This window comes from Capnocytophaga granulosa ATCC 51502, assembly GCF_000411115.1.
GTDB classification, from domain to species: Bacteria; Bacteroidota; Bacteroidia; order Flavobacteriales; family Flavobacteriaceae; genus Capnocytophaga; species Capnocytophaga granulosa.
Genome location: NZ_KE150256.1, coordinates 187,725 through 199,114, shown reverse-complemented (window position 1 = coordinate 199,114; position 11,390 = coordinate 187,725). Strand labels below are relative to the sequence as shown.

Genomic DNA, 11,390 nt, shown 5'->3' with positions numbered 1-11,390 from the left:
ACAAATGACTAATGACTAATGACAACTGTAGAACAAAATATAGTAAATACCTATGCTCGTTTGTTTGAGGGACTTAGTAGGTTTGCCCGATTAGAACTTATTGAGCGGATTACCTTATCTCTTAAGGAGGAAGATAGAGCAGCACATAAAGAAGATAAAAAGGCAAAAGAAGACACGGAATTCTTTAATCTCTTTGGTGCTTTTCCTGATGATAAAACCACAAGATTTGAAGACTAACTGCTGATTTAAGTTTCGCAAGTCGTTTTTAGGTTGCTATTAAAATTGCAAGTAACTGATAAACAATTATTTGTAAAAACCTCCCCCCAACCCCCCTCCAAAGGGGGAGCTTTAAGGGCGTTGAAATAGTCTAATTTGTTTATTAAATTAGAAAATTTCCCTTTTATAACTTATTGAACCTCTACTACTTACTAACTCCCCCCTTGAGGGGGGGTAGGGGGGATGTTTTGAGAATCAGTTGATTACAGAGCTTGCGAAACTTAAGCTGCTGAAAATTGGATTGTAAGAGAAGAATAACAATTAACAATTGATAATTGACAATTAAAACATGGATTTATCAACTTATTATAAGCAACACCCAGAAGAACGTTACGAACATATTCGCCGTATGGGTGAGATACTTAGCCGAGTGGAACAGACCCTTACCAAGGCTGAAACTCTCCTGGAGGAATGGAAGGCCTTACAGGACGATTTCAAAACCTTGGTAACCTACTATGATAGCCCCCTATGGCGAGACGATTATTTTGACAGCAATGATGGGAAAATACCCGATGAGGTACCCCAATGGGTGCTGACCCAAGATGCTATCTTCGGCGCTATAGGTACCGAGTTTGACTTAGCTGATGGCTATAAAGAACTTATACAAGCCATTGATGATAAAAAATGGAAAGAATAAACTTAAAAAAACATATGAATAAAAAGAAATTAGGTCTACTTATTATTGCTGCTATTATGATGCAAGCCTGCGGAAACCAAACCTCTCAAAAAAGCCAAGATGCCTCAGCCGAACCTGCTGTTTCAGCAGAACGACCTGCACCTATTCCACCCCTTGATGGACAGTGGAAGGCCGACTATATCAAGGGAGTAAAACTTATAGAGAATACCCAAAGTATCTATCTGAATATTGATTTGAATAAAAAAACTATATCAGGAAGTGATAGCTGTAACCTCCTTTCAGCTCCTATAGCGACCCTTACCGATAAGCAGCTTTCTTTCGGAGAGATAGCCTCTACTCTTAGATACTGCCCAGAGATAGAATACCAAGAAGCTTTCCAATCTGCCTTGCGCGAAGTAGCCACCTATAAGTTAGATGGAGAACACCTACACCTATTTGACAAACAAGGAGAGAAGCTCTTAATCCTTGACAAAGGAACAAGACCATAACAACAGTCAGTGGTTGGGAACTGACCACTGACTACTCATCACTGATTACTTATGAAATACCTATTACCACTACTTTTATTCTCTTGTACTGCTACACAGCAAATAGAAGAGAAGCCAGATACACCCTTACAATTACAAGGGGAATGGACGTTACAGACACTACGAGGAGTAGCCCCAGCTACTTCTATTCCCTTGCCCACGCTGGAGATAGATCTTAAGGAAAATCGTATCACAGGTAATAGTGGCTGTAATAACTATTTTGCTTCCTTAGAGAGTTGCTCCTCTACGACACTTTCCTTTTCAGCAATTGGAGCTACTCGAATACTCTGCCTATCGGATAATATAGAAAATGCTTACTTCCAAACCCTACAAGAAGTAGCTACCTATAAAATACAGGAAAATTCCCTATCGTTGCTCAACAAACAAGGCGAGGAAGTCGTAAAGATGATTAAAAAATAATAAAGATTAATACCGTTAAACAGCGGATAACGAACAAAATAACAGATGAAAAGATTATTCTTGGCTGTAATAGCCCTTTCCTTGCCTATAATAGCGCAGGAGAAACCAACCTTTACCCAAGCGAAGATAAAGCAGGCAACAGTCTATTTCACTGGGGCAGCACTTACCCATACCGCTTCGGCTAATATTCCTAAAGGAACGAGTGAATTGGTGATTAAGAATGTTGCCAACACGCTCTCGGAAGAGACGATCCGTGTATTGGCGCCCTCCAGCGTAACGGTACTCTCCGCACAATTTACCAACCAATATATGGAGGAATACGATACCGAAAGATACGCTCCTGCCCTCAGGCGGGTACAAGATAGCTTGACCCTCCTAGATAACCAACTTAAAAAATGTCGTAACGAACGCTATTCCAAGGAGAAGACCATTAGTTTCTTGGACGATAATAATGCCCTACAAGGTCATCTAGATGGTATTGCTCTCTCTGATATTCCCAAAGTGATGGACTACTATACCTCCAAGCGTATAGAGCTGCTCAATAGCATAGATGAAATCAAGACAAAGGAAGAAACACTCTCAGCTGCCATAACTAAGCTCAATGCCAAGTTGGATACCAATCTCTCCAAGCAAGAGCATCTCTCCAATGGGAAGATTATTCTCCAGCTGATGTCGCCTGTGGCACAAAAGGCTGATTTCCAAGTGAGCTATATCTCTACACAGGCTACTTGGTATCCGTCCTATGAACTACGTGGAGAAAAGCTCGCCGAGCCTATTCACCTGCTCTACAAAGGGCAAATCGCCCAAAACACAGGGGTAGATTGGAAAGGGATCAAGCTCTCCCTCTCCAGCGGCAACCCTAACAAAAGCAACCAATTTCCTATACTGAAAACTTGGTTTGTACAGACTGGACGTCCTCGTGATTTCAGTAATGCTAGAATGGAATTGCGCTCTAATGCGGCTCCTTTGGCTGACCTCTCTAGAAAGAAAATTGCCAAAGATGAAGAGGTTAATATGGAAGAATCCACTATGGCACACTATACAGCACTTTCAGAAAACCAACTCAATATTTCCTTTGATATAGATACGCCTTACGATATCCTTTCCAATGGTAAGGTACATAGTATCTCCCTACAAGAGTTACAGCTCAAAGCTGCCTATAAGTACTATACTGCCCCACGAGTGGATAAGGAAGTGTATCTAGTGGCTGCGATAGAGGATTATTCTAAGTATAATCTCTTGCCAGGGGAGGCAAATATTGTCTTTGAGGGCTTATATGTAGGAAAAACCTATATAGATCCTAACCAAACTACTGAAACACTCAATATAACCATGGGTAATGACAAGAAGATTAGTGTAAAACGTGAAAAAGTAGTGGATAAGTCTCAGACGAAATTTATTTCAGCCAACAAAGAACAGATATTTACCTATGATATTATCTTGCGCAACAACAAGAAAGAGCCTGTAAATCTTGTTCTCAAAGACCAATATCCAGTTTCTATTGAAAAGAGTATAGAGGTAGAACTTTTAGAAAGTTCTCATGCTTCTGTAGCTGAAGAAACCCATATCCTCACTTGGGAGGTCTCTCTCAAGCCCAACGAGACCAAAACTTTCCGAATCAGCTATAAGCTAAAATACCCTAAGGATATGATAGTGAATTAGGGGTTAGTTAAAATATTAGTTGCTAACTTTCTAAGACGCAATAAATTGCGTCTCTACCCTAACGCTGGCTAAGACAACTTCTGATGAGCATAGTCATCCGTAGAGACGCAATTTATTGTGTCTTAATGAAATAGGGAATATAAGTTTTTAATTGATTTGCATAACTAATTATTGACAACTAAAAAAATGAAAAAATGGGGAATTATTCAATGGAAGAAATTATTAGGACTAATATAAAGAACTATAATGTTAATAGATGGGAGACGGATGATGAAAATGATTGTATTTATACCAACTTAGATGGGAGTCTAAAAGATGTAAAGGGTGAGCTAATCCCTGAAGAATTAGAGGTTAGAGTCTGCCAATGGCATAAAGATATTTTGCAGGATACAACTACAATTCCTTATGTCCTATTCTATAAAAAGAAATCTGTGACTTACCAAGATGGAGGGACTGGTTTTTGTCATTTTTCTACTTGCCTAACAGAAAAAACAATTTCTTTTAGAGTAGCAATAGATAAAAATGAACGAGAAGTAAAACGGGGAACTTTTTATTATTTTACATGGGAAGAACTCATAGGGGTAGAAGAGACTGAAGTATGCAAAGGAGATCCTTATAATATGCAGGATGATCCTGTTTTTTTGCTATACAAAAATTCTGATGGGACATTATTCTATACCAAAGATAGAAGACTGAATGTTCCTACAATTTATTTTTCAAGATTTAATGCAAAAGGCTTTCTCAATAGTATTATCAATAAGGAAAATTTTTCTGTAGAATGGGGTAGTAAAAGCACACCTATACCTAAGCAAGAATATGTAGAAGAAACCAATAAGATAAGGGAAACCATTATAAAAGAATGTATTGAAAAACACAATCTTGATAAGTATATTGTCTTAGAAAATAGCAATCTATATACAAACTTAGATGGGGAGCTAAAGGATAATCAGGGAAATACAATGCCCCTACAAGAAGTAAATCGCTTGTATGATTGGCATTGCTTAGCCCCTTATGTTCCTTCTTATGTAGTATTTAGTTATTGTTTTCAATCGGAAAATAAAGAAATTATCATTAATTTCTCTACTTGTATCACAACTGAAGCAATTTCTTTTAGAGCTATATTTGAAGTAAATGGGGAACAAGATACAGTTTTTTCTCCCTTCTATAGACTTTCTTGGGATGCTATCAAGGAAATAAAAGTTCTTGAGGGAGTACAGAAAGACAATATTAATCTCTTGTTAGATGATCCTACTTTTATTATATGGAGAGAAGCAGAAGTACCTGCAAATATTTTCTTTCTCAAGGCAGGGGAGGAAGTTATAATTACGCCTCCTTACTTTGCTCTCCTTACTTACCAAATATATGATTTTTTGAATGATATAGTCAGTCAGTTCTCTAATCAATAGACTTATGTAGATGCCTATGCTTTAGAGAAGGAAAGCCAGAGAGTGTCAAACCTTATAGTATTGTATCTGTGGATATTATATTTTTTAACAAGGACAAACATAAATATTCATTTTTAAAAATTGTAAATTTACAAAAATAGTTGTACTTTTGTATCTCAAAAATAAGATAAAATTATAGAAAATAAAATACAATAACTTAAACGACATATAGCGTTTCGCTTTACAAATTCCTGATTTCTGAAAACGACCAATTTTTAAAAACACCAGGGAGAGTAAAAGTGGAAATGCCTACCTTTAGCGTGGGCATTCCTTTTGCTTTTTGGTGTTAGCCTTTGGTCGGGCTTCTATAACAAAAGCATAAAAAGGAATGTTTACGCTTTTTTATGTTTATATACGATTGCTGAAGTGCTGGAGGAGTTAAAGGAAGTTATAATAGACAAATCTTTAAACTTTACAATAATGGCAAATTATTCAATGGAAGAAATTATTAGGCTTAATATTCAGGCTTATGGCGTGGATAAATGGGAGTCAGATAATGAGGACGATTATATTTATACCAACTTAGATGGTACTCTAAGAGATAGAAAAGGAAATCCGATCCCTAAAAACATAGAAAATAGAATCCGTAATTGGAATAGAGAAAGAATAAGAGATACAGATCTTGACACAACTCCTTATGTGATTTTTCATAGAAAACATCCTGTTGAGTGGGATAATGGAGATAGTGGCTATTTTCACTTTTTCTCTTGTTTGACAAGAGATATACTTTCTTTTAGAGCAACGATAGAAAGAAGAGGGCAGGAAGTAGAAAGAGGAGAATTTTATTTTCTCAGAAGAGAATCACTAATAGAGGCAAAAGATAATACATTATACGAGAATGGTAGTAATAATATGTATAATGATCCTGCTTTTCAGTTATGCGATGAGTGTGATGGTATTTCATTTTATACCAGGAGTAATTGGTCTTTGAATATTCCTATAGTCTATTTTGCGAGGTATGGGGCTTCAGATTTTCTAAATAGTATAATCAACAAGGAAGTTGCTCAGTTTGGTTGGGGGTTACTAAGAACTCCCAAACCTGCCTTTGAGCTTCTTTATAGAAGTACAGAGAGAAATAGGAAAAGAGAGGCGTTTATAAGAAATCTTATAGAGATACGAGGAATGAATCAAATGGGAGAGTTTTTTGAAGATAATCCCAATGAGCAAAATATATATACTAACTTAGATGGTGTATTAAGAGATGGTTTTGGAGTCCCTATGCCTATAGAATTGGAACAGAAAGTGCGTAAATGGCACTATTTAAGTCAGGACTATCCTATCTATACGATATATTATCAGTGTAATGAAGGCAAAACTAATAACGGAAGTCCTTATAAGGATAGTTTTTCTACTTGTATTACAAGTGATTTTATATCTTTTTGTGGAATTGATGAAATTAATGGAAAAGAAACAGACTATTGTTCTTATTATACTCTTTATTGGGATGATATAGCAAGAGTTTTTACAGTTAATAATATAAATAAAGAACAAGCAGGTCTTTTAGAAAAAGATCCTACCTTTACTTTGACAGAAGAGACAGGAGCTTATTTATTTAGGTGCAAAAAACAAAATGATGTTATTATTCCTATTCTATATTTTGCTAGTTTCTATACAGACTTCTTTATTGATTATATTGTAAATCCAGAAAAACTTGAAAAAGAAAGAAGATTAAATACATATAGAGAAGAAGCTGAACAATATTTTGTACAAAAAGAATATCAAAGGTTATTAAACACTCTTGAAAGGATACAAAAAGAAGATTTACTTTCTCTATATGCAATGTCTGATTACTATTTTTTAAGAATCAGTGCGTTTGTTGGACTTAATCAAAGAGAAAATGCTTTTAGAGAGTTCGAACGTTTTCAAGAATATATCGAAAAAGCTGAAGAATCAGAGCAAGAAAGTTGTCTAGGAGCTTTCCTTAAAGCAAGATCCCTTATCTACACTTTAGACAAACAATATTACTTAGCGGCACAAGATAACGAACAAGTAGTGGCTATAGAAAAAGAAAAAGAACGTCCTGAAATAGTAGAACGATACCGTGACAGGCAAAAGGAAAACTACCAAAACTTCCTGACACATTTTATGGAAATCCCAGTAAAGGACAGAAATATCATTACCATAGCAAAAACGGATAGGCTCTTTAAGAGCGATCACCTGACCTTGCTCAATTATGATAATCTCCCACAGGTGCATTTCCCTATGTCGCACCCTAAGATTAACCATTCCTATATTGTTCACCCTTACAAAACGGATAGCTATCTACCTATAGAAAACTATGACTATGAGCTATTGAACGACCGTCTCAATGAGTTTTTCTACTTCCTACAGTGCTTAGGGGCTACCTCTATCTCCTATGAAGTAGTGGAGGACGAAAGTAGCCAGCAGGCTTCTCGTAGCCAACAAAGCCATGGGCAGAACAATCGAAATAGCAACTATAACGAACGAAGCAATAATAACCAATACGGAGGGAGTGCAGGAGTTAATTTGGGATTTGTCAATGCTGAAGTAGGCGGTAGCTCCAGCCATGCTAATAGCGGTAGCAACTATGGAGAAGGAGGTTATCAGCAAGACCAAAGTCAAGAGGCCGTGATGAACTCTTCGCTTAGGAATTTCCTAAGAATGGGGCGTAACCAGACCTTTGATCCGTTGCAAAAACCTTATGTACCTAACGACCTAATATGGTATCCTAACGAATATACTTGGCAACGTATTGCCCAACAGCGCCTTAATGGAAATATGCTCAGCCATAGCGAGACCCTTTCTTCTTCCCAAAGTGAAACCCTCAGTGTCTCCGAAATAGCCTCTATCAATGAGGAATTGGATAACCTCTTTGAGGAAGTGTCTAGTAACAATGCTCACTTTGACATTAGTGGAAAGTTAGGAATAGGAAAGTTTGGCTTTAAGGCTAGCTACAATGAGGATAAAAGCAGTACTGCGGGGCATAGTGAGGCTTCTTCACGAAAGTCAAGCAGTAGCTATCGCAGCGAAAGCAAGATAAAAAAGAATAGGGACTACGCTGTACGTATTCATGTAACCTTTAAGCCAATGAATGCTTTCGCTCAAGACATTCCTTATACAGAGACAGCCCCAGCACCTGAACCAAAGGCCGCACCTTACACCGCTTCTCAAAGTGCCCTTTCGGACGAGGAAAGACGCTACTTGGAAGAAGTACACTTCATGCTCCAAGACGATGGCATGATAGATAACAAAGAACGGGATATATTGGAACGTTATCGCACTCGTTTTGGTATCTCTCAGGCGCGAGCTAAGGAGCTAGAAGAGCAAGCAATGGCTAGCAGTACTCTTACCCCTGAAGAACAAGAATATGTCAATGAATATAAGGCGGCTCTATGCGATGGTGTTTTGAATGAACGTGATCGCCGTATACTTAGTCGCTTAGCAGGATTCTTAAAACTCTCTGACAAAAGAGTTGCAGAATTAGAGGAGAAGTACAAGGGGTAGTCAGGGATAAAGTCCGCGAAAGCAGAGTAGGTGAGACAATTCGCCCTTATATAGATTAGTCGTCAGTGAGTATTAACCACTGACGACTAATTTTTAATATGGAAAAAAAATAGCATTTTTTTCCATGTTAGTTTTATCATTTATACGAAATCATGTTTTTGCATAAATGAGAAAGGTGTCATTTATACGAAATAGGGTTTTTGCATAAATGAGAAAGGTGTCATTTATACGAAATGGCATTTTTGCATAAATGAGAGATCTTACTTAACGTGAGTTTGATATAACGAAAGTTTCCACAAAGCCAGCGAGAGTCCATAACTGGGTATGTGAAACACGGATTCCACAGATTTTTATAAAACCAAAGCTCTTATTTATCCATGGAAGTTACAGAGTTACGCTTAGTTGTTGTATCATTCTCTCCGTGAAAATCCGTGGAATCTGTGGGAGAAAAAATACAATTTTGCTTACGTCGAACTCACGTTATATTAGAAATATAGATTTCTTTAAAAGATAGATAGAATGACTTTGTTTTTAATTTCCTCAAAATAAGGTTGTTTTACAAAACCTAATTTGCGGACTATATCTCTGGTAGTATTTCCTGAAATGATATGACACTTCACATAACTCTGTTTAAGCATTTTAAAACTTAACATCTCTTCTGTAAGGTGATAACAGAACTCTTCATTGTAGCTCTTAGAGGTAATCAGAACCAAATAAACACAGCCTTCTTCTATTTCTTGTAAGTAGTTATTAGAAATGATGAGAGCAGGATGGGGCTTAAATTCTCCATTCGGGAATAGAAAATTTATCTCTACAATATCTCTTTGTTGGTATTTTATTGTTCTTCTAAATATTTAGCGATAATAGGTGCTTGATTGAGTCTTGCATTATAGAAAAAGACTTTGTTCTCTAATTCGTCTTCTAAGGCAGATTGGTAACGCCTTACAGCTGCAATAAAATCTAAGGCTATATGTTTTATGTTATTCTCTTGGGTATGTTGTAGCAGTTCTTCTGTTTCAGAAAGTTGAAAAAGATAATCTTCAACAAATTGTAATTCTTCTTGGAGTTGTTCTATTGTTAAGGATTTTCGTTGTTTTTCAGCCTGTTGTATAACCTTGGTGAAATTGATGATACGGGGTATGGCATAGTCCTTGTAGGGACTCCAAGCGAAATTATGATGAGAAAAAGTATTGATCGCACCAAAGATATCAAAAAAATGAGTTTTTATAGTGGTTACCATGGTGTTCTATTTTTTACATTACCAAAATTTCAAAAAGAGTATGATAAAGGCGCTGATAAAAGTGGCGATCAGCACACCCTTGGCACGGGAATCTTGTCTTAGGCGGATAAAAGCAAAGAAGGCTAAAAGGTTCAAAATAGCTCCCAAACCTATGATAGCCCCTAGCATACCTTCCTCATAGGCATAGACAAAAGTGGACTCTAAGTCCGATTTGGAGAAGAATAGCCACCAAAGGAGCATCCCTAAGATATTGACAATCAGTCCTACAGCAATACCGATGAGGACATCTTTCTGGCTTCTATGATATTTCATTGAGTTTCCATGTGTTAAGTTGTTCTACAGTAGGGTAATGGGTAAGGTCGGCATGAATGGGTACAACTGAGATGTAGCCGTGATCCAGTGCCCATACATCAGTGTCAGTGCCTTCGTCTTCGCAGACGAACTTGCCCGTAAGCCAATAATAATTACGGCCATGCGGACTGACGCGATGGTCAAAGCGCTCTTCCCAGTGGGCACGCGCTTGGCGGCATACCTTCACTCCCTTGATCTCTTCACGCTTGAGCTTGGGAATATTTACATTGAGCACTACCCCATGAGGCAGGCCATTTTGGAGTACATTTAGGGTAATATCGCGTACAAAATCAGTACATTGGGAGAAATCTGCATTCCAATTCATGTCCAATAGGGAGAAGCCAATGGCGGGAATCCCCCCCACGCCTGCCTCTACCGCTGCACTCATGGTGCCAGAGTAGATCACATTGATAGAGGAGTTTGAACCATGATTGATGCCACTGACGCATAGATCGGGGGTACGCTTAAGCAGTTCGTGCTTGGCTATCTTCACACAATCCACAGGGGTACCACTACAACGGTATTCTAAAGGAGCGCCACTTTGGGTATGTACCTGTTCGCAGAATAGGGCAGAGGTAGTTGTAATAGCATGTCCCATACCACTCTGTGGTGAGTCGGGTGCTACTACTACTACCTCTCCTAAAGGAAGCATCACCTGAATAAGGGCACGGATACCAGGGGCAGTAATGCCATCGTCATTGGTGATAAGAATTAAGGGCTTTTGCATATCATCTTAAAAATAATGGTGCAAAAGTACAAAATTAATGTTTAATGCCAATAATGATTAATGATTAATTTTTATCATAGGTCATTGCCCTTAGTTGTTTTTGCTTTTCTTTACAAACCCTATAATAGCCCCAACGATCAGGCCTCCTATAGCGCCACCAATAATACTATAGATGAAAGTTGCCACTACAGAGGGTTTTGCCTTAAGCATCTCTTCGTGCATGATAGCTACCTGATCTTCAGACATGTTCTCAAGCATTGGGCCTAACTTCTCAGTAGCTAAAGCCATTACTTGTTCATAGTAATCAGGAGCAATGACAGTGGTATAGAGAACATTGTAGATACCTAGTAGTACCCCTGCAATAACTCCTACAACAGCTCCTACTTTTAGACCATCAACTACAGTGAGTTGGTCGTTGTTAGAGGCTTTGTATTGGCCTACTGCCACAAAGATAAAATAGGCATAAATAGCTACACTGACCAGCCATAAGAGGATACTCAAGCCTGTATTGCTTGTATAGAGAATCCTTGTGGCATACTTGATAAGCTCAAAGGCGATTAAGGCAGCACCTAAGAAAAGCCCATTTTTGATAACGATGTTTTTGAATGCTGTATCCATAAATTATAAATTTTACAGCACA

At 37.8% G+C, this 11,390-nt stretch carries 12 protein-coding genes; 7 read left to right on the top strand and 5 right to left on the bottom strand.

Going from position 1 to position 11,390, the window contains the following annotated elements:
• Positions 1-18 precede the first annotated feature (18 nt).
• The 7 genes from HMPREF9331_RS09825 to HMPREF9331_RS09795 all read left to right on the top strand — a co-directional run bounded on the left by HMPREF9331_RS09825 (position 19) and on the right by HMPREF9331_RS09795 (position 8,432).
• Positions 19-237, top strand: coding sequence for a hypothetical protein (locus HMPREF9331_RS09825; RefSeq protein WP_016420799.1), 219 nt, complete (start codon positions 19-21; stop codon positions 235-237).
• A 328-nt stretch (positions 238-565) separates the two neighbouring features.
• The gene (locus HMPREF9331_RS09820) at positions 566-913 is read left to right on the top strand and encodes a DUF4298 domain-containing protein (RefSeq protein WP_016420798.1); all 348 of its coding nucleotides are present in this window, start codon (positions 566-568) and stop codon (positions 911-913) included.
• 14 nt (positions 914-927) lie between these two features.
• Positions 928-1,401 (top strand): META domain-containing protein, encoded by a 474-nt coding sequence (locus HMPREF9331_RS09815; protein ID WP_016420797.1) that lies wholly within the window; start codon positions 928-930, stop codon positions 1,399-1,401.
• A 51-nt stretch (positions 1,402-1,452) separates the two neighbouring features.
• Entirely contained in the window at positions 1,453-1,860 is a 408-nt protein-coding gene (locus HMPREF9331_RS09810; RefSeq protein WP_016420796.1) for an META domain-containing protein, read from the top strand.
• A 45-nt stretch (positions 1,861-1,905) separates the two neighbouring features.
• Positions 1,906-3,522, top strand: a complete 1,617-nt coding sequence (locus HMPREF9331_RS09805) for a DUF4139 domain-containing protein (RefSeq protein WP_016420795.1) — start codon at positions 1,906-1,908, stop codon at positions 3,520-3,522.
• A 209-nt stretch (positions 3,523-3,731) separates the two neighbouring features.
• The gene (locus tag HMPREF9331_RS09800) at positions 3,732-4,928 is read left to right on the top strand and encodes a hypothetical protein (RefSeq protein WP_144267033.1); all 1,197 of its coding nucleotides are present in this window, start codon (positions 3,732-3,734) and stop codon (positions 4,926-4,928) included.
• A 459-nt stretch (positions 4,929-5,387) separates the two neighbouring features.
• On the top strand, positions 5,388-8,432 hold the full coding sequence (locus HMPREF9331_RS09795) for a tellurite resistance TerB family protein (RefSeq protein WP_016420793.1): 3,045 nt from the start codon (positions 5,388-5,390) through the stop codon (positions 8,430-8,432).
• Positions 8,433-8,935: 503 nt separating this feature from the next.
• Here HMPREF9331_RS09795 and HMPREF9331_RS12860 read toward each other — a convergent pair.
• From HMPREF9331_RS12860 to HMPREF9331_RS09775, 5 genes are all read right to left on the bottom strand, one after another.
• Positions 8,936-9,250, bottom strand: a complete 315-nt coding sequence (locus tag HMPREF9331_RS12860) for a type II toxin-antitoxin system PemK/MazF family toxin (RefSeq protein WP_262482231.1) — start codon at positions 9,248-9,250, stop codon at positions 8,936-8,938.
• Positions 9,251-9,267: 17 nt separating this feature from the next.
• Positions 9,268-9,672 (bottom strand): hypothetical protein, encoded by a 405-nt coding sequence (locus HMPREF9331_RS09790; protein ID WP_016420792.1) that lies wholly within the window; start codon positions 9,670-9,672, stop codon positions 9,268-9,270.
• 18 nt (positions 9,673-9,690) lie between these two features.
• Positions 9,691-9,984 carry a hypothetical protein gene (locus tag HMPREF9331_RS09785; RefSeq protein WP_016420791.1) on the bottom strand — a complete coding sequence of 98 codons (294 nt, stop codon included), beginning with the start codon at positions 9,982-9,984 and terminating at the stop codon, positions 9,691-9,693.
• Positions 9,971-10,750, bottom strand: coding sequence for a 5'/3'-nucleotidase SurE (gene surE / locus HMPREF9331_RS09780; RefSeq protein ID WP_009640740.1), 780 nt, complete (start codon positions 10,748-10,750; stop codon positions 9,971-9,973). Before surE ends, HMPREF9331_RS09785 begins: the two co-directional genes overlap by 14 nt.
• A 90-nt stretch (positions 10,751-10,840) precedes the next feature.
• Positions 10,841-11,368: a DUF4199 domain-containing protein gene (locus tag HMPREF9331_RS09775; RefSeq protein WP_016420790.1), complete on the bottom strand. Its 528-nt coding sequence runs from the start codon at positions 11,366-11,368 to the stop codon at positions 10,841-10,843.
• Between the last annotated feature and the right edge of the window lie 22 nt (positions 11,369-11,390).

What these genes read in the sequence shown, in the direction of transcription:
- HMPREF9331_RS09800 (WP_144267033.1), top strand. Translation starts at nt 3,732, where the DNA reads ATGGAAGAAATTATTAGGACTAATATAAAGAACTATAATGTTAATAGA.
- HMPREF9331_RS09815 (WP_016420797.1), top strand. Translation starts at nt 928, where the DNA reads ATGAATAAAAAGAAATTAGGTCTACTTATTATTGCTGCTATTATGATG.
- HMPREF9331_RS09820 (WP_016420798.1), top strand. Translation starts at nt 566, where the DNA reads ATGGATTTATCAACTTATTATAAGCAACACCCAGAAGAACGTTACGAA.
- HMPREF9331_RS09825 (WP_016420799.1), top strand. Translation starts at nt 19, where the DNA reads ATGACAACTGTAGAACAAAATATAGTAAATACCTATGCTCGTTTGTTT.
- HMPREF9331_RS09795 (WP_016420793.1), top strand. Translation starts at nt 5,388, where the DNA reads ATGGCAAATTATTCAATGGAAGAAATTATTAGGCTTAATATTCAGGCT.
- surE (WP_009640740.1), bottom strand. Translation starts at nt 10,750, where the DNA reads ATGCAAAAGCCCTTAATTCTTATCACCAATGACGATGGCATTACTGCC.
- HMPREF9331_RS09810 (WP_016420796.1), top strand. Translation starts at nt 1,453, where the DNA reads ATGAAATACCTATTACCACTACTTTTATTCTCTTGTACTGCTACACAG.
- HMPREF9331_RS09790 (WP_016420792.1), bottom strand. Translation starts at nt 9,672, where the DNA reads ATGGTAACCACTATAAAAACTCATTTTTTTGATATCTTTGGTGCGATC.
- HMPREF9331_RS09805 (WP_016420795.1), top strand. Translation starts at nt 1,906, where the DNA reads ATGAAAAGATTATTCTTGGCTGTAATAGCCCTTTCCTTGCCTATAATA.
- HMPREF9331_RS09775 (WP_016420790.1), bottom strand. Translation starts at nt 11,368, where the DNA reads ATGGATACAGCATTCAAAAACATCGTTATCAAAAATGGGCTTTTCTTA.
- HMPREF9331_RS09785 (WP_016420791.1), bottom strand. Translation starts at nt 9,984, where the DNA reads ATGAAATATCATAGAAGCCAGAAAGATGTCCTCATCGGTATTGCTGTA.